Below are 17,280 nucleotides of genomic sequence, written 5' to 3'. Positions count from 1 at the left end.
GACAATCCCTCCCACTCGTTGATGACATTGGCCGACTCAGCGCCCCGCCAGGGCGGCCGCCGCACCCAGCAGCGGCGGCCCCAAAGCCACCACGAAGAAGCTGGGAAAGACACAGAAGATCAAGGGAAACAGCATTTTGGTACTGACCTTGGCGGCTTTCTCCTCCGCCTCCTGGGTGCGCTTGTCGCGCAGCTCCACGGCGAACAGGCGCAGGGTCATGGCGATGCTGGTACCGAAACGCATGCTCTGCAGCAGCGTGGTCACCAGGCCGCGGATGTCCTCCACCCCGGTGCGCTCCTCCAGGTCACGCAGTGCGGTCTTGTTGTCCATCCCGGCACGGGTCTGCATGCCGAACAGGTGCAGCTCGTCGGCCAGCTCCGGGTGACTCACCTCCAGGTCGCGGGCCACCCGCTGAATCGCCGCGCCCAGCCCCAGGCCGGCCTCGCTGCACACCACCAGCAGATCGAGGGCATCGGGCAGGCCGCGGCGCAGTTGCTGAGTGCGCCGCTTGATCGCCCGCTCCAGCCAGAAGCGCGGCAGCAGGTAGCCGAGGATGGCCGGGATGATCAGCAGCAGTACCGCCACCATCGGGGGCAGGCGCACGAATGGGATGATCAGCAGCAGCACCAGCAGTGGCGGCACCACGGTCAGCAGCAGGCGTATGCCGTAGAACAGGCTGACGGCCGATGGCGAGCGCTTGCCGGCATGGCGCAGCTCCGTAGCGATCCGGCTGCGCACCTCATCCTTTTCTGGAATCAGTTTCTCGCCCATGGGCCCGAGCCACTGGACCAGCCCGCTCTCATCCGCCTTGCCATGCCCACCGGCCACCTCAGCGCTGGCTTCCAGATGCTTGAGCCGCCGCCGCAGCGGATCCGACAGTCCCATCACCAGCAGCACCAGCGCCACCATCAGGCTGAAAACGGCCATGCCCAGCAGTGCGGCGAAGCCAAGCTGCATGGCCTGAGGGTCCTTCAGCAGGCCACTGACGCTTTCGAGCCAAGCGGTTGAAACGTTCATGCGGGCTTCCTCCTCATACGTCGATACGCACGATACGGCGCATCCACAGGATGCCGACCACGATCATGAAGAATGACGCCGCGATCATCTGCCGCCCCACGGGGTCCTGGGTGAGCATGGGCAGGAAGTTCGGCGACACTAGAGTGAGCACACCGGCCAGGGCGAACGGCAGCAGCGAGAGGATCCAGGCCGCCATGCGCCCCTGGGCAGAAAGCGTGCGTACCTTGCGCTGGAAGCGGAAGCGGTCGCGCACCACCGCGGCCAGACCGTCGAGCAGTTCGGCAAGGTTGCCGCCGCTCTCCTTCTGGATCAGCACCGAGGTGGTGAAGACCATCACGGTCACGCTCGGCACCCGTTCCAGCATGCCCAGCATGGCGGTACGCACCTCGCCGCCGTAGTTGATCTCCATGAAGGTGGTACGGAACTCGCCGGCGATGGGATCGGCCATCTCCTCCGCTACCAGGTGCATGGCGTCGCTGAAGGGATGCCCCGCACGCAGGGCGCGAGCCATGATGATCAGGGCGTCGGGCAACTGCTCTTCGAAACGCGCCAGGCGCTGGCTGCGCAGGCGCTGCAGGTGCATGAACGGCAGCGTCGCCACGCCCACCCCCAACAGCACGCCGAGCAGGGGTTGCGGCAGCAGCAGGAAGCCGACCGTGCCGCACATGCCGCCCAGTCCCAGGCTCTGCAGCACCACCCGGTAGGCCGGGGTCTCGCGCCCCGCCTGCTCGACCAGCCGCTCGACCCGGGCCATGCCGGGCAGCGCCTCCAGCGCCCGCTCCAGCGGAGACAGCTGGCGCAGGTACTTGCGCCGCACCAGCGAGGCCTTGCCGTGATCGGCGCTGGCCGAAATGGCATGCAGGCGCTTCTTCAGCCGCTTCTGCGCCTTGCGGTTCTCGCCGAACGTCGGCACCAGGAAGCTCTGCATCAGCAGGAAGGCGGCAATGAAGATCATGCCGATGAAGATCGCCTCGTCGGAGAGGTTGACGTTCAGACCCATGACCGCTGGCCTCCCCCCACCTGGAACACCTCCAGCCCAGGATCCAGGCCGCGACGCTTGAGATGATCGTAGAAGCCCGGCACCACGCCGGTGGCCATGAAGCGCCCCACTACCCGGCCATGCTCGTCGATGCCTTCGCGCTCGAAGCGGAACAGCTCCGACATGGTGATGATCTCGCCCTCCTGGCCGTTGACCTCCTGCACGCTGACCAGGCGCCGCACGCCGTCCTCCTGGCGCTCCACCTGGACCACCAGATCGATGGCCGAGGAGATCTGCGAGCGCAGCGCACGAGGCGGCAGCTGGTAGCCGCTCATCGCCACCATGTTCTCGATCCGGGTCAGGGCGTCGCGGGGGGTATTGGCGTGAATGGTGGTCAACGAGCCGTCGTGACCGGTATTCATCGCTTGCAGCATGTCGAAGGCCTCACCGCCACGCACCTCGCCGACGATGATGCGGTCGGGTCGCATGCGCAGACTGTTGCGCACCAGATCACGCTGGGTCACCTCGCCACGCCCCTCGATGTTGGGCGGACGCGTTTCCAGCCGACCGACGTGGGGCTGCTGCAGCTGCAGCTCGGCGGAGTCCTCGATGGTGACGATACGCTCATCGGCCGGAATGAAACCCGACAGCACGTTGAGCAGCGTGGTCTTGCCGGCGCCGGTACCGCCCGAGACCAGCACGTTGAGCCGCGCCTTGACCACTTTTTCCAGCAGTTGGGCGATGACCGGCGAGAGGCTGCCATGGGCGATCAGATTCTCGGCGGTGAGACGGTCCACGGCGAAGCGCCGGATCGACAGCATCGGCCCGTCGATGGCCAGCGGCGGAATCACCGCGTTGACCCGCGAGCCGTCCTTGAGCCGTGCATCGACCATCGGCGAGGACTCGTCGACACGCCGCCCGACGCTGGACACGATACGGTCGATGATGGTCATCAGATGCTGGTCGCTGTCGAAGCGCAGCCGGGTCTGTTCCAGCTTGCCGCGGCGCTCCACGTAGATCGGGTTGGTGCCGTTGACCAGGATGTCCGAGACCGTCTTGTCGGCCAGCAGCGTCTCCAGCGGCCCCAGGCCCAGCACCTCGTCCTGCAGCTCGCTGACGATGCGCTGGCGTACGGCCGCGTTGAACGGCAGCGACTCCTTGCTCATCAAGGCCTCGCACACCTGCTGCACCTGGCTGCGAGCCTCGCGCTCCTCCAGACTGCTGAGCAGCGCCAGGTCCATCACCTTGACCAACTGACGGAACAGCCGCTGCTTGCACTCCTGCTCTGGGGGCGACAGGCTCACGCCCGCCAGCCCGCGGCCGCCCCAGCCACGCTCCTCATCTCCATTGGTCATGCGTTCGCGAAAGTTCATGGCCGCCTCCCGGACGTCAGCAAGGGTCAGTGTTGCGTGCGATTCCACAGCCGCAGGGACCAGCGCCGGGCAGGCGCCGGCGGCTCGCGCGGTGTCGTCAAGGCAAGCGCCAGCGCCTTGATGGCGCGTGTCAGCGGTGCCTTGCGGGCCAGATCGATCAACGGGCTGCCGACGTTGATGCTCTGGCTGGCATGACGGTAGTCGTTGGGCAGGGTATGGATCGGCAGCCGCGGCAGGGCATCGCCGATGGCACCCAACGACACCTCGTTGCGTTTGTCGTAGCGGTTGACCACCACAGTCAGGCGCGCAGGCGGCAATCCGAGCTCGTGAATCAGGATGTCGCGCAGGCGCTGGGCGTCGTGCAGGTGCGCCACGCTCTGCTGCATCACCATCAGCACGCGGTCGGCGCGCTCGAGCACGCAGGCGGTGGCACCGTTGATCCAGCGCGGCAGATCGACGACCACCTCTTCATGATCCTGGCCCAGTACGTGCAGCAGTTGCTCGACCCGGATCTCCGTCACCTCGGCGAGACTCACGCGGTCTTCCGGCGACGAGGCCAGCAGGCCCAGGCCGCTCTCGTGCTGCTGGACATAGGCCGACATGGCCAGGCTGTCGAGGCTGTCGGCGGCGTCCAGCGCCTGGACCAGCCCGTGGTCGGGGGTCAGGTTGAAATAAAGCGGCAGCGAGCCGAACTGCACGTCCATGTCGACCAGGGCGCACTCCTTGCCCTCCACCGCCAGCCGATGGGCCAGGTTGGCCGCCACCAGGCTGGCGCCGGAGCCGCCCTTGGCATTGATCACTGCGGTCAGGCTTGCCGCCGGCAGTGCCTGCTCTTCGCGGCGGTCGCGGACGATCTCACGCAGGAAGCGGCCGATCTCGCCGTCGTCGATGGGCGGAGAGAAGTAGTCCCGGGCACCGGCACGCATGGCCAACCGAATCAGCTCCACGTTGCCCTTGGGGCCGACCACCAACAGCGGTGGGCGCTCGCCGACGGGACGCTCGCACAGCGCCAGCAGCTCCGCCTCCCAGCACTCTCCCACCATCAGCACCAGCGCGTCGGGCAGCGTCTCTACGTCCTCCAGCGGATCGACGTTTCCGTTGATCAGCTGCCGTAGGGTGACGTCGATGCCACCCTGGCTGCGCAGCAGCGCTTCCAGCGCCTCCATGTCTGCCCTGGAGCGCCCCACCAGCCGTATCTCGAGCCGTGTCAGCATGGCGAATACCCGTTGGTCGTCAGCCTTGGTTTGCCGGCGGTCGCCCGACCGGCACCGTTGTTTGCGTTTCCGCTCGCTGTGCGCCTTGCGCCCGGCAAACGCTCAAGGCAGCGAACTGGAGCTCATGGGCAGCGACTGCTGCCCCGCCCCGCCGCTGCGGTAGTTGCGCATCGACTCGGCCGCCTTGGCGCCCCCCAGGGCCGGTGCGTCATCACCGGGTTCGTAGGTCTGCAACCGCTTGGTGTGCTGCACCGTGTCGCCGAAGGGCGGCAGATCGGCGCCGGGCTGGGCCGCGCAGCCCGCCAGCCCCACGGCGGTGGCAAGGGCTGCCAGCCGGATGCCACGGGCGAGCGGGCGATGAGTGGCATGGCCGAGGCCGGCAAAAGGATTCAGTGGGAACATGGCGGACACCTCCGTCGTGGCGTTCGGTTCACAGGTCATGGCCGAAGCGGCCCTCGGTGCCGCCCGCACGGCGGCTCGACATCAGTTCCAGATCCAGGCTGCTGGGGCGGGGCCGCGAGCCGCCGTCTTCGTCACGGGCCTGGAAGCGACCGAGCAGATAGAACTCCAGGTCGCTGGGCGCCACGAACGAACCGGTGGGCAGCCGCACCTGCTCAGGCGCGAAGGAGCGCGCCAGCCGTGGGGTGACGAAGATCACCAGTTCGGTCTGCTCCTTGATGAACTCCTGGCTGCGGAACAGTGCGCCCAGTACCGGCAGGTCGCCGAGGCCGGGGAACTTGGAGACGTTCTCGCGCAGGCTCTCGTTGAGCATGCCGGCGATGGCGATGGTCTGGCCCGAGGCCAGCTCCAGGCTGGAACTGGCGCTACGCTTGACCAGTGCCGGTACGAAGAACTGCGCCGATACCTGATCGCCCACCCCGACCCGCAGGCTGTTGGCCGGCACCAGGTCGGAGACGGATACGTTGACCTGCAGGTTGATCGAGCCGGAATCCAGCACCACCGGCAGGAAGCTCAGGCCGACGCCGAACTCCTTGTGCTCGATGGCCACCTGGCCGTTGCCCTGGGGCACCGGAATGGGAAATTCGCCGCCGGCCAGGAACTGGGCCTGCTGCCCGGTGAGGGTGGTGAGATTGGGCTCGGCGAGGATCTTGGCCACGCCCTCGCGGCTGGCCGCGTCCAGCACCAGGTTGAGCAGGTAGTCGCTGCGCTGGTAGCTGGCGAAGATACCGGTGTCCTCGATGCTGGCCACTGCGGGGGAGAACTCCCGCACCATCGGCCCCAGCGGAGTTCGCGTGCCGTTCTGGAACACCGGCAGACGGAAATCCCCGCCCGGCCCCTGGAAGATGGCATCGGGGAAGGTGGCTCCACCGCTGACCGCTCCCAAGCTGAGCGCCGACGAGCCGACGTTGAAGACGTTGAAGTTGGCCTCCAGCCGCTTGATCAGCGAACGGGAGACCTCCGCCACCTTGACGTCCAGCATCACCTGGTTGGCCCCGCCCACCTGCATCAGGTTGAGAACTGCATCCTCCCCGCCACCGGCGAAACGCATGGCCAGCCGCAGCGCGGTATCCAGCCGCTCGGCGCTGGAGACCTCGCCGCTGAGCACGATGCTGTCCTGGGCCGAGCGCACCTGGATGTTCTCGTCCGGTAGCAGCGCGTGCAAATGGCCCTTCAGCGCTTCAAGATCGTGGGTCACGGTGACGTTGAGGGTGCCCTGGATGTTTTCCGACTGATCCCACAGCACCACGTTGGTGGTTCCGGTGGACTTGCCCAGCACGTAGAGCTGACGCGAGCCCATCACCACCAGGTCGGCGATCTCGGGATTGCCCACCGACACCACCCGCACCGCGCGGGGGAACTGCAGCACCTGGGCCTTGTTCAACTCCACCGCCACCGACACCGTGCGCCCCTCCACCGGCATGGCGACGCTACGCGTGCTCTCCTGGGCCTGCAGCGCTGCCGCCCAGCTCAGCGCCAGGGCGGCGCACGCCGCCAGCGCCCACCCCTTCCATGCCATTTCCCGCCATGCCGTTCTCGTGTGCGCCGCTCCCTTCCGCACCGCCGCTCCCCACCCCTCGCCTTGTATGCTCATGACGCTTCTCCCCTGCCTGTTCTGATAGGCTTCGGCCGACCCGGCGCCAGCCCGGATTGCTGCGCTCCCTGCGTTTCAGTTGCGCACGTTCACGGTGCTGGCCTCGGTGCCGCGAATCACCATTACCTGGCGCTGCGGCTGAGCCGCAGGGGCCGCACGCGGTGGCGGCGGCGCATAGCTTGCGCGCGGCGGCTCGACGTTGAGCAGTTCGCGCTGGGCCGCCAGCAGGTCGGGTTTCTCTTCCTGGTCCAACGGATTGCGCAGGGTCAGCTGCACCTTGCCTTCCTGGGTGGCCTTGACCAGGGTCTCCGCCTGGGTGGGGTCCACCTCGAGGGTCACCGCCCGCACGATCACCGGGCCGTCGCGCTCCTGGGAGGCGATCTGGTCCACCGCCAGCACCTTGAGGTTCTGCAGCACGGTTCTCGACTCCACGCTGTTGCGAGTGCCGTTGCCGTTGTTGCGGGAGGAGACCACGTCGACCCGATTGCCCGGCAGCAGGAACCCGGCCACCCCGACCACGTCGTCGACCCGCACGCTCATGGCCCGTTTGCCGGGGTCGAGCAGCGCCGCCAGGGCGCTTCCGCCCAGGTGCTCGGCCACACGCCCTTCATGCAAAATCTCGCCGGCGTAGATCACCTGGTTGCTGACTCGTCCCACCACGCGCTCGATGTCGTCGAAGCTGCCCGGCGGCACCGACTCCGGCGGCAACCGCATGACCCGCAGGTCGCTGGCCTGCACCGTGGTGCCGAAGGGAATCTGCAGCGCCGCCACCACTACCTGACCGGCCTCGGTCAGGGCATCGCGCTCCTGGTTCTGTTCCTGCATCCAACTCATGGCGATCAGCGCTGCACCGCCGGCCATCAGCAGCGAGACGCAGAACATCGTGACAATGCCTTTCTTCTTCATGACGCGGTCCTCCCGCTCGTGTGGGCGTCACCGCCTGTGCGGTCATCGCTCGTGAAGTCTCCGAAGTAGGTCTGCCAGGCCCAGGCGAGCACCTCGCGGTCGAGGGATTCGCCGCCCCAGTAGCGCAGGTGGTCCCCCGCCAGCCCCAGCAGGTCGCGGGGGTGGCAGGCCAGCAGCGGCACGCCGAGACGGGCATGCAGCTCATAGATGACGAAATCGACCAGGGTCGGGTCGAAGCCGATGCCGCTTTCCCGGCACTGGCGGGCCCAGATCTCCCGGTAGGCCTCGCGGCTCAGCGGAGCGAAGCGGATCTTGTAGCCGATGCGGCGCAGGAAGGCGGCATCGGCCAGCGTGAGCGGGTCCAGGTTGGTGGAGAACACCAGCGCCACGTCGAAGGGCACGCTGAAGTGGTAGCCGTTGGCCAGCGCCAGGAAGTCGCGACGCTCCTCCAGCGGCACGATCCAGCGATTGAACAGCTCCATGGGCGCCATGCGCTGGCGGCCCAGGTCGTCGATCACCAGCATGCCGTTGTTGGCCAGCAGTTGGATCGGCGCCTGATGAATGTGGGTCGCGTGGTCGTACTGGACCTCCAGACGCTCCATGCTCAGCTCGCCCCCGGTCACCACGCAGGGCCGCCGGCAGCGCACGAAGCGCGGGTCGTGCCCTTCGGCCAGCAGCAGCGCCGCGCCGGTGTTCCCGGCTCCAGGCATCGCCAGCGGGCTGTGCACCGAGGGATCGAAGCAGCGCACCGCCTTGCCCCCCGCCAGAATGGCGTGGGGCACCAGCACCTCGCCGGGCAGCAGGCGTGCCAGGCGGCGTGCCATGTAGCTCTTGCCGGTACCCGGCTCGCCGTGGACGAACATTGCCCTGCCGGAGTGCAGACCCGGACCGAGCTGATCGAGCAGCATCGGGTCGACCACGGTATCGGCGAAGGCCCGGCGCACCTCGTCGCGGGTGGTCCCCACCTCGCTCAGGGCCTGGGCGCGCACCAGAGCGGTGTAGCGCTCCAGCGGCACCGGTGCCGGCCCGGCATAGCCGTCGCGAATCAGCGCCTCCATGGCGGCGGCGCGGCCCAGTTCGGTGAGGCCGAAGCGCAGTGCGCCGCTCTCGCCCTGGCCGCGCACCTCTGCGCGCCCCTCCCGGCGCAACAGGTGGCATAGCGTCTCCACCACGCTGCCGGCCAGGGCTGCGCCGCGGCTGAGCTGGTGCAGATCGAGCACGCCCTGTTCGAGCAGCTGCTTGGAGAGCAGGTCCATCAGGTAGAGGGGCGAGAGCCCGGTCTCCTCGACGCTGGCAGGACGCGGCGGAAGGGCATCGGCGGCGGCCGTGGACGCGCCAAGGGGCACTGCACCTTCGCCATCTGCAATGTCAAGTTTCGTATCCACGCCCATGCTCCTCTCTTCGATTTCCGATCACACCAGCGACCACTGCCAGACGAGCCAGGCAGTGGTGCCCAGGGCAATGGAAACGGCAAAAGGGAATTTCTTGCCCATCACCTCACCCTCGGCGGGCGGGATATAGAGTGGCCTTCCGGTCACCACCAGGGTGCGCATCATGAGCGCATAGCGCCCCCAAGGAGAAACAGACTGGCGATGAATCAGTGCACTTAAAGCAAAGACCATGGCGATAATTCCGCCGAATAAAATACTGATAAGCGCTGCTTGAAATACACCAACAGGACCGAGAAAGGTACCTATCGCCGCCATCAGCTTGGCATCCCCGGCGCCGGTAAAACCCATCAGATAACCCGGCAGCAAAATGGCCAAACCGACCAGCAACCCGTAGGTGGCGGCCAGGACGCCGCTGGCTCCCGCTGCCCACCCCTGCAGCAGAAACCCCACGGCGGCCCCGGCCAGAATAAGAGTGTTGGGGATGCGACGGCATTGGCCATCTTTCAAGGCCGCAACAATCACCAAAGGTATGGCGCCTATCTCGATCATGTCTTTCCACCTTACCGAAAAATAATCTGGCGCCAACATCCTTATCGGCGCCATACTAGATATGACTTATTAAGGAGTTTCTCCACCACCACCACCACCACCACTGATAGCCGCATTGAGATCACCAAGTAATTCAGCGGCTCTCTCACCGATGGTAATAAATATCGTTGCTCCCACTGCCACCACCAGCCCCCCAACCAAGGCCCATTCCACCACCTCGGTGCCCTCTTCTTCGCGCCAGAAGCGCACGACACCCTGCATCAGCTTGCTCATGGTCTTTCTCCCATTTCAGGTTGCTTATCCAAGCCTTCTGTTGTCAGAGTCCGGCGCCTTTGCCCCGGCTCACGTGACTCAGCATCGTCGTTACAAACCGGTTACGCTTGGAGAATCTTGCAGAGGGATTGGAGGATCTTGCAGGGCCGGCGGGCATGCACGAAACGGCATAGGGGGAATTAGTTATGCAAAACCTGTACAATCAAAGCCTGGAAGTAGATAGGATATTGCGAATTTGTTGTCATATTGGTAGGGGCCAATATGAGTAGCCTGGTAAGGATAGAAAGCCAAAGGAGTTGGCTTCCTCCGTCGCGACCCGAACACTACGACAAGAGCCACCCATGACCACATCGCGCACTTCTTCTCCCGGAGCCTGGCGCTGGCTGGCCCCGTTCTGCCTGCTGCTGGCCGTCTCGCTGCCGCTGGCGGCTCAGGACCGCACCGCCGTGATCGGTGCCCGCGCCGCGCTGCAGCCCTGGTCCGACCCGCTGGAGGCGCTGGGTACGCTGCGTGCCGACGAGAGCGTGACGCTCTCGGCCACGGTGACCGAGCTGGTCGCCGAACTGAACTTCCGCGATGGTGAAGCGGTGGAGGCCGGCCGGATGCTGATCCGCCTGGAGGATGGTGAAGAGCAGGCTCAACTGCGCGCCGCCCAGGCCCTGCGCGACGAACGCCGCAGCGCGGTGGACCGCCTGACCCAACTGCAGAACCGCAACATGGCGCCGCGGGCCGACGTGGAAGACAGCCAGGCGCGGCTGCGCCAGGTGGAGGCCGAGATTCAGGGGCTGGAAGCACGGCTGACCAACTACCGCCTGCGCGCGCCCTTCGACGGCGTGGTCGGCTTTCGCAACATCAGCGTCGGTAGCCTGGTCACCCCCGGCACCGAGCTGGTGACCTTGGACAAGCTCGACGTGATGAAGCTCGACTTCAGCGTGCCGGAGCTCTATCTGGCGATCCTCGAGCCCGGCCTGCCGCTCTCCGCCCGCAGCGTGGCCTTTCCCGACGAGCTGTTCGAGGGCGAGGTGAGCAGCATCGGCTCGCGGGTCGACCCCGTGAGCCGCAGCGTGACGATACGCGCCGAGATCGACAACCCCGAGCTGCGCCTGCGCCCGGGCATGCTGATGGAAGTGATTCTGCAGCGCAGCCCGCGCCAGGCCGTGGTGGTGCCCGAAGCGGCGCTGATCCCCAGCGGTGACAGGCAGTACGTGCTAGTGATCGACGAGGCCGACGAGAACCGCGTGGAGCGGCGCGAGGTGCGCGTCGGCGAGCGCCGTATCGGCCAGGCCGAGATACTCGAGGGGCTGGAACAGGATGAGCTGATCGTCTCCCATGGCGTGCAGCGCGCCCGGGAGGGCGACCGTGTACAGCTGCTCGGCATCGCCGACGAGGAGACTTCCATTCGCGAGATTCTCGAGGCGCATCGCGACGAGGGAGACGCCTGATGCGGCTGTCCGACATCTCCGTACAGCGGCCGGTACTGGCCACGGTACTGGCCCTGCTGATCGTCGCCTTCGGCCTGCTTTCGCTGGAGCGGCTGTCACTCCAGGAGTACCCGGCCATCGACCCGCCGGTGGTGAGCATCGACACGCGCTACCCCGGGGCGGCGGCCAACGTGGTCGAGTCGCGCATCACCCAGGTGCTGGAGGATCGCATTGCCGGGATCGAAGGCATCGAGGTGGTGACCTCTTCCAGCGAGGATGGCCGCTCGCGCATCAACATCGAATTCAATCTGGGCATGGACATCGACGCCGCGGCCAACGACGTGCGTGACCGCATTGCCGGCGCCCAGCGCAACCTGCCCGACGACGCCGACCCGCCCGAGGTGCAGAAGGCCGATTCCAGCGAAGAGATCGTGGTGTGGCTGAGCCTCTCCGGCGAGGGCTACTCCATGCCGGAGCTGACCGACTACGCCAACCGCTACCTGGTCGATCGCCTCTCGGTGCAGCCCGGCGTGGCCCGGGTGCGGCTGGGCGGCGGCCGCGACTACGCCATGCGCGTATGGCTCGACCGCAATGCCCTGGCGGCACGCAACCTGACGGTGAGCGACGTGGAGAACGCCCTGCGCGCCGAGAACGTGGAGCTGCCGGCCGGCTCCATCGAGTCCCGCGAGCGCCAGTTCATCGTGCGCCTGCCGCGCAGCTTCGCCGAGGCGGCGGACTTCCGCCGCCTGGCCATCGGCCAGGGCAGCGACGGCTACCTGATACGCCTGGGCGACGTGGCCCGGGTCGAGGTGGGCTCGGTGGACGACCGCTCGGTGTTCCGCGCCAACGGCGTGCCGATGGTCGGGCTCGGCATCATGATGCAGTCCACCGCCAACGTGCTGGAGCTTTCCCAGGGGGTTCAGGCGGAGATGGAGCGGCTGCAGGCCACCCTGCCCGAAGGCATGCAGATGAGTCTCAACTTCGATGCATCGGTGTTCGTTGCCGGGGCCATCGAGCAGGTGGTGATCACGCTGTTCATCGCCATGGGGCTGGTGGTGGTGGTCATCTTCATGTTCCTCGGCAACGTGCGTACCACCCTGGTGCCGGCGGTGACGGTGCCCATCGCCATCATCGGCTCGTTCATCGCGCTGGCTGCCATGGGGTTCTCGATCAACCTGCTCACCCTGCTGGCCCTGGTGCTGGCCATCGGCCTGATCGTCGACGATGCCATCGTGGTGCTCGAGAACATCAACCGGCGCATGCACGACTATGGCGAAACGCCGCTGGTGGCGGCCTTCCGCGGCACCCGGCAGATTGCCTTCGCCGTCATCGCCACCACCCTGGTGCTGATCGCGGTGTTCGTACCGCTGAGTTTCCTGCAAGGCAACGTGGGCCGCCTGTTCTCCGAGTTCGCCCTGACCATGGCCGCGGCGGTGGCGATATCCAGCCTGCTGGCGCTAACGCTCACGCCGATGATGGCCTCGAAGATCCTCAAACCCAACATGGGCGACAGCCTGGCGGCCCGCGGCGTGCAGTGGCTGCTGGAACTGTCGCAGCGCATCTACCGTGCGCTGCTCGAAATCGTGCTCAAGGCGCGCCTGGCGGTGCTGGCCGTGTTCGTCGCGCTGATCGCGGCCACCGTGTGGATGGCCGAGCAGTTGCCCAACGAGTACACCCCGCGGGAGGATCGCGGCAACTTCATCATCCTGGTCAACGGTCCCGAAGGCGCCACCTTCGATTACATGATGGACTACATGGACGAGATCGAGCTGCGCCTGCAGCCGCTGCTCGACTCGGGCGAACTCGAACGCGTGGTGATCCGTGCGCCGCGGGGCTTCGGCAACATCGAGAACTACAACGGCGGCTTCGCCATCATCAACATGGCCGACTGGGGAGAGCGCCGCAGCGCCTGGGAGATCATGGACGAGGTGCGCGCCCTGCTGGCCGATCTTCCCGGCATACAGGCCAGCCCGGTGATGCGGCAGGGTTTCGGCCAGCGCGTGCAGAAGCCGGTGCAGTTCGTGCTGGGCGGCGGCACCTACGAGCAGTTGGCCGAGTGGCGCGACCTGATGTTCGAGCACATTCGCGAGCACAACCCGCGCCTGGCGGGCCTGGAGAGCGACTATCGCGAAACCCAGCCGCAGCTACGCGTGGACATCGACTACGAGCGGGCGGCTTCGCTCGGGGTCACGGTGACCGAGATCGGCCGTACCCTGGAGGTGCTGCTGGGCGGACGCAACGTGACGCGCTACGTGGACGACGGCGAGGAGTACGACGTCATCCTCGAGGGCGACCGGGCGCGGCAGAACAGCCCCCGGGCGCTGGACAACATCCAGGTGCGCTCGGCGCGCTCGGGCGAGCTGATTCCGCTGGCCAGCCTGGTGACTCTGACCGACTACGCGGGCGCCAGCACCCTCAACCGCTTCAACCGCATACGCTCCATCACCATCGAAGCCAATCTGGTGGATGGCTACCCGCTGGGCGAAGCGCTGGAATACCTGGAGCAGACGGCCAACGAGATTCTCCCGCCCGAAGCCCAAACCAACGTGGCCGGCCCCTCGCGCGACTATCGCGAGGCCAGCGGCGCCACCACCTTCCTGCTGGTGCTGGGAGCGCTGGTGGTATTCCTGGTGCTGGCGGCCCAGTTCGAGAGCTTCGTGCACCCCTTCGTGATCATGCTCACCGTGCCACTGGCCATGAGCGGCGCCCTGCTCGGCCTGTTGCTGACCGGACAGTCGCTCAACATCTACAGTCAGGTGGGACTGGTCATGCTGATCGGCCTGGCGGCCAAGAACGGCATTCTCATCGTCGAGTTCGCCAATCAGCTGCGCGATCAGGGCCTGGCCTTCCGCGACGCCCTGCTCGATGCCGCCGTGACACGTCTGCGCCCGATCCTGATGACGGCGGTGACCACCATGGCCGGCGCCATCCCGCTGATTGTCTCCACCGGCGCCGGCGCCGAATCGCGCATGGTGATCGGTACGGTGATCATGGCCGGGGTGGCCGCCGCCACCTTCTTCACGCTGTTCGTGGTACCGGTGGCCTACGACCTGCTGGCACGCCATACCGGCTCCCCCGGCGACGTGAAGCGACGCCTGGAAACCGAGATGGACGAGGTCCCCGTCAACCGGCGCTGACACCCCTTCCCTGAGCCGGAACCTGCTGAGCCGAAACTGAAAACGATGAGGGCCACCCTATGGGTGGCCCTCACGCGTCGTCAGCGAGACGTGCGCTCAGCACTCGCCGAGACGTTCGCCCTCGATGGCGGTTTCGAGACGCATCTGCCCCATGGGCGATTCGGTGTCGATGTTTACGCTACCCTCGACCCGCTCTCCCAGGAAGTCCATGCGGCCGTCGATGTTGGCCTCGCCGCCCTCGGCGCGACAGATCATGCGGTAATCGACGCCATCGACGGAGACGTTGTGCTCGAGCAGCTCGCAGCCCTCCTCGACTTCGAGGAACTGGAAGTCGGCATCGTCGAGATCGCCCTGAACGATGCACTCCTGATGACTCTCCGTCTGATCGGGAATCGGCACGTCGCCCTTGACGGAAGTGGTGCTGGTGAACTGCCACTGGCCCGGCACGATGTTGGGCGTATCGGCCAGCGCCGTCAGCGGGAACATCAGCACGGCAGCGGCAACCCAGGGTCGTAAGGACATGAAACTCTCCGTTGTGGTGGTAGGTATGGCAGAGGAAACGATGCCTCCGGCAACACGTAGGCACCAGCTTAACCCAGCAACAACAGGAAAAGGAGGAAACACAGCGTAACGCTTTCCCCCCTCAGGTGGGGATGAAGCTCTCGGCCACTTTCAGCTTGAGGTTCTCCCTGGCCTGCGGGCGGCCGAAATAGTAGCCCTGAAACACCTGGCAGCCCTGTTCGAGCAACCAGCGATGCTGAGCTTCGCTTTCGACCCCCTCCGCCGTGACTTCCAGGCCGAGGCTCTCCGCCAGCGTGATGGTGGTATTGACGATGGCGGCGTCCACCGGGTCTTCGAGCACGCCGTTGACGAACGACTTGTCGATCTTCAAGCCATGCAGGGGCAGGCGCTTCAGATAGTTGAGCGATGAGAAGCCGGTGCCGAAATCGTCCAGGGCGAAACGAATGCCGAGCTTGCTGAGGCGCAGCATGATCTCACGCACCCACTGCGGATCCTCCATCAGCAGACTCTCGGTAACCTCCAGCACCAGGCGGGCCGGATCGGCACCGGTCATCTCCAGTGCGTGCTGCACGCGAGTCACGAAGTCGGTCTGGTGGAATTGAACCGAGCTGACGTTGACCGCAATGTAGAGGCCCTCCTTGTCGCGCTCCTTGCCCCACTCGGCCAACTGCCGGCAAGCCGTTTCGAGCACCCAGTAGCCGATCGGCAGAATCAGCCGGTTCTTTTCCGCCAGGGGGATGAAGAGCATCGGTGGGACCAGGCCGCGCTTGGGATGGTTCCAGCGAATCAGGGCCTCGACACCGACCACGCTGGCGTGGCTGTCCACCTGAACCTGATAGTGCAGACACAGCTCATCGCGTGCCAGTGCCTGGTGCAGGTCGGCCTCGAGCGATACCCGCTCCATCACGTCGGCCTGCATCTCGGCATTGAAGAAGCGCAGCGTATTCCCGCCTGCCGCCTTGGCCTGCTGCAGGGCGATGTCCGCCTGCCGCATGGCCGCCTCGACGCTGGCGTCACCGTCGGCGAACAGCGTGATGCCGATGCTGGCGGTGATGGGCAGCACCGGCAGTTGGTCGTCCTCGCCCCGGGCGTTCACGATTTGGCCCAGCAGCTTCTCGCCCACACGCTCGGCGGCATGGGCGGCCTGCTCCACGTCGAGCCCCAGGTCGTGAATGAGCAGGACGAACTCATCCGCCCCCAGGCGCGCCAGGGTATCGCTCTCCCGCACCACTTCCTCGAGGCATCGGGCCACCCGACTCAGCAGCCGATCTCCGCTGTACAGTCCCTGGGTCTCGTTGACGACCTTGAAATCGTCCAGATCGATGAACAGCAACGCCGCATAGCGCTCGCTGCGACGCGTGCCCTTGACGACCATGCCGAGGCGGTCCAGCAACAGACGGCGATTGGGGAGGCCGGTCAGGGGATCGTAATAGGTCAGGCGGTACTTGCTCTCCTGGATGTCACGATACTCGGTGACGTCGGTGGAGATACCGCAGAGCGCACGAATCGAGCCGTCGGCGGCATGCAGCGGCAGCTTGATCGACAGATAGGTACGGATGGTGTCGCCCGTGGCCAGCACGTGGCCCTCTTCGGCCACCACCTTCTCCCCTTGCTGCAACACCCGCTGGTCGTTGAAGCGCAGATCCGCCGCCATGTTCGCGTCGAAGAGGTCGAAGTCGGTCTTGCCGAGGATCGAGTCGACCGGCAACCCGATGCTCTGGACGGTCTTACGATTGACGTACTGATAGCGCAGGTCCGCCGATTTGACGTAGATACAGGCATCGACACTGTCCAGGATGGTCGCCAGCTCTTCCCTGCCGGCCCGCAGCCGCTCTGCCTCTTTCGTCAGCCTGCGGCGATAGGCCAGCCCGGCGACGACCAGGACAGGCACCAGTACCACCGTCAGCGCGAGCCCGCCCCACCCGGGAGATAGAGGCAGTGCGCCATTCCCTGCCGCCGCTAAGGCGGCCATCGGCAGGCCAGCCACTGCCCCTGCAGAAGCCGTACGGCATATGCTGACCAGCCAGCCAGAGTTGGACATCCCGTCACCTGGTAGAAGGATACGTCATGTTATAGCAGAAAAATCTAAAATTAACCTACGGTGGTCGACTTTCCATCATCTACCCTGTCACGGTAAAGCAAAAGCAAAAAATCGATGGCCATCAGGCGACTTTTCGAGCTTTAAGGCCTGAGGGTTCGCCAGAAACGACCCTCCAAAAGCAAAGAGCCCGACCTCTCGGCCGGGCTGATCTTCGCCTCCTTGCTTCACTCCTCGATCCTCCTGATCGAGCATCCATGGAACTTGCATCGTCCTGATGCGGCCTTCCCTGTCTCGGGCTTCCTACCCTTGTAACCAGCATGGCAGCTTTCGAGCAAAATGCTGTTAACCTGGGATATGCTTCCTTGTAAGAAATAACCTACAAAGCCTGTAAGAATTTACCTTCA

Annotated in this window: 14 protein-coding genes; 2 read left to right on the top strand and 12 right to left on the bottom strand. The window is 65.8% G+C overall.

From position 1 onward, the window contains the following. Window positions 1-36 precede the first annotated feature (36 nt). From B8115_RS11070 to B8115_RS11025, 10 genes are all read right to left on the bottom strand, one after another. Window positions 37-1,017 carry a type II secretion system F family protein gene (locus B8115_RS11070; RefSeq protein ID WP_010627861.1) on the bottom strand — a complete coding sequence of 327 codons (981 nt, stop codon included), beginning with the start codon at window positions 1,015-1,017 and terminating at the stop codon, window positions 37-39. A 13-nt stretch (window positions 1,018-1,030) separates the two neighbouring features. Beyond that, on the bottom strand, window positions 1,031-2,017 hold the full coding sequence (locus B8115_RS11065) for a type II secretion system F family protein (protein WP_010627860.1): 987 nt from the start codon (window positions 2,015-2,017) through the stop codon (window positions 1,031-1,033). Continuing rightward, on the bottom strand, window positions 2,008-3,369 hold the full coding sequence (locus tag B8115_RS11060) for a CpaF family protein (RefSeq protein ID WP_010627859.1): 1,362 nt from the start codon (window positions 3,367-3,369) through the stop codon (window positions 2,008-2,010). The genes B8115_RS11065 and B8115_RS11060 overlap by 10 nt, the downstream gene beginning before the upstream one ends. Before the next feature lie 26 nt (window positions 3,370-3,395). Continuing rightward, window positions 3,396-4,583 (bottom strand): AAA family ATPase, encoded by a 1,188-nt coding sequence (locus tag B8115_RS11055; protein WP_010627858.1) that lies wholly within the window; start codon window positions 4,581-4,583, stop codon window positions 3,396-3,398. 102 nt (window positions 4,584-4,685) lie between these two features. Beyond that, window positions 4,686-4,985 (bottom strand): hypothetical protein, encoded by a 300-nt coding sequence (locus B8115_RS11050; protein ID WP_010627857.1) that lies wholly within the window; start codon window positions 4,983-4,985, stop codon window positions 4,686-4,688. Between the two features lie 28 nt (window positions 4,986-5,013). Next, window positions 5,014-6,636, bottom strand: a complete 1,623-nt coding sequence (locus B8115_RS11045; RefSeq protein ID WP_202949077.1) for a type II and III secretion system protein family protein — start codon at window positions 6,634-6,636, stop codon at window positions 5,014-5,016. A 75-nt stretch (window positions 6,637-6,711) separates the two neighbouring features. Next, on the bottom strand, window positions 6,712-7,542 hold the full coding sequence (cpaB, locus tag B8115_RS11040; protein WP_010627855.1) for a Flp pilus assembly protein CpaB: 831 nt from the start codon (window positions 7,540-7,542) through the stop codon (window positions 6,712-6,714). Then, window positions 7,539-8,933 (bottom strand): ATPase AAA, encoded by a 1,395-nt coding sequence (locus B8115_RS11035; RefSeq protein ID WP_010627854.1) that lies wholly within the window; start codon window positions 8,931-8,933, stop codon window positions 7,539-7,541. Before B8115_RS11035 ends, cpaB begins: the two co-directional genes overlap by 4 nt. A gap of 21 nt (window positions 8,934-8,954) precedes the next feature. Beyond that, a complete protein-coding gene (locus tag B8115_RS11030) occupies window positions 8,955-9,482 on the bottom strand; it encodes a prepilin peptidase (RefSeq protein ID WP_010627853.1) in 528 nt (175 codons plus the stop codon). A 69-nt stretch (window positions 9,483-9,551) separates the two neighbouring features. After that, complete coding sequence (locus B8115_RS11025; protein WP_010627852.1) at window positions 9,552-9,755, bottom strand: Flp family type IVb pilin; 204 nt, start codon at window positions 9,753-9,755, stop codon at window positions 9,552-9,554. A gap of 341 nt (window positions 9,756-10,096) precedes the next feature. On the opposite strand from B8115_RS11025, the gene B8115_RS11020 reads away from it, so the two are divergent. Then, complete coding sequence (locus B8115_RS11020) at window positions 10,097-11,197, top strand: efflux RND transporter periplasmic adaptor subunit (RefSeq protein ID WP_010627851.1); 1,101 nt, start codon at window positions 10,097-10,099, stop codon at window positions 11,195-11,197. Next, window positions 11,197-14,313, top strand: a complete 3,117-nt coding sequence (locus B8115_RS11015) for an efflux RND transporter permease subunit (protein ID WP_010627850.1) — start codon at window positions 11,197-11,199, stop codon at window positions 14,311-14,313. Before B8115_RS11020 ends, B8115_RS11015 begins: the two co-directional genes overlap by 1 nt. A gap of 96 nt (window positions 14,314-14,409) precedes the next feature. Here the strand turns inward: B8115_RS11015 and B8115_RS11010 are convergent, their stop codons facing one another. Beyond that, window positions 14,410-14,835, bottom strand: a complete 426-nt coding sequence (locus B8115_RS11010) for a DUF3617 family protein (RefSeq protein WP_010627849.1) — start codon at window positions 14,833-14,835, stop codon at window positions 14,410-14,412. 121 nt (window positions 14,836-14,956) lie between these two features. After that, complete coding sequence (locus tag B8115_RS11005) at window positions 14,957-16,876, bottom strand: bifunctional diguanylate cyclase/phosphodiesterase (protein ID WP_141638568.1); 1,920 nt, start codon at window positions 16,874-16,876, stop codon at window positions 14,957-14,959. Window positions 16,877-17,280: the final 404 nt, after the last annotated feature.

Origin of the sequence: Halomonas sp. KM-1, assembly GCF_000246875.1 — a bacterium.
GTDB classification, from domain to species: domain Bacteria; phylum Pseudomonadota; class Gammaproteobacteria; order Pseudomonadales; family Halomonadaceae; genus Halomonas; species Halomonas aerodenitrificans.
Note: the sequence above shows the minus strand (reverse complement) of the source record. Positions and strands in the feature narration are given on the sequence as shown.

Coding starts and splice junctions, on each gene's coding strand:
- B8115_RS11070 (WP_010627861.1), bottom strand. CDS start 1,017: ATGAACGTTTCAACCGCTTGGCTCGAAAGCGTCAGTGGCCTGCTGAAG.
- B8115_RS11065 (WP_010627860.1), bottom strand. CDS start 2,017: ATGGGTCTGAACGTCAACCTCTCCGACGAGGCGATCTTCATCGGCATG.
- B8115_RS11060 (WP_010627859.1), bottom strand. CDS start 3,369: ATGAACTTTCGCGAACGCATGACCAATGGAGATGAGGAGCGTGGCTGG.
- B8115_RS11055 (WP_010627858.1), bottom strand. CDS start 4,583: ATGCTGACACGGCTCGAGATACGGCTGGTGGGGCGCTCCAGGGCAGAC.
- B8115_RS11050 (WP_010627857.1), bottom strand. CDS start 4,985: ATGTTCCCACTGAATCCTTTTGCCGGCCTCGGCCATGCCACTCATCGC.
- B8115_RS11045 (WP_202949077.1), bottom strand. CDS start 6,636: ATGAGCATACAAGGCGAGGGGTGGGGAGCGGCGGTGCGGAAGGGAGCG.
- cpaB (WP_010627855.1), bottom strand. CDS start 7,542: ATGAAGAAGAAAGGCATTGTCACGATGTTCTGCGTCTCGCTGCTGATG.
- B8115_RS11035 (WP_010627854.1), bottom strand. CDS start 8,933: ATGGGCGTGGATACGAAACTTGACATTGCAGATGGCGAAGGTGCAGTG.
- B8115_RS11030 (WP_010627853.1), bottom strand. CDS start 9,482: ATGATCGAGATAGGCGCCATACCTTTGGTGATTGTTGCGGCCTTGAAA.
- B8115_RS11025 (WP_010627852.1), bottom strand. CDS start 9,755: ATGAGCAAGCTGATGCAGGGTGTCGTGCGCTTCTGGCGCGAAGAAGAG.
- B8115_RS11020 (WP_010627851.1), top strand. CDS start 10,097: ATGACCACATCGCGCACTTCTTCTCCCGGAGCCTGGCGCTGGCTGGCC.
- B8115_RS11015 (WP_010627850.1), top strand. CDS start 11,197: ATGCGGCTGTCCGACATCTCCGTACAGCGGCCGGTACTGGCCACGGTA.
- B8115_RS11010 (WP_010627849.1), bottom strand. CDS start 14,835: ATGTCCTTACGACCCTGGGTTGCCGCTGCCGTGCTGATGTTCCCGCTG.
- B8115_RS11005 (WP_141638568.1), bottom strand. CDS start 16,876: ATGTCCAACTCTGGCTGGCTGGTCAGCATATGCCGTACGGCTTCTGCA.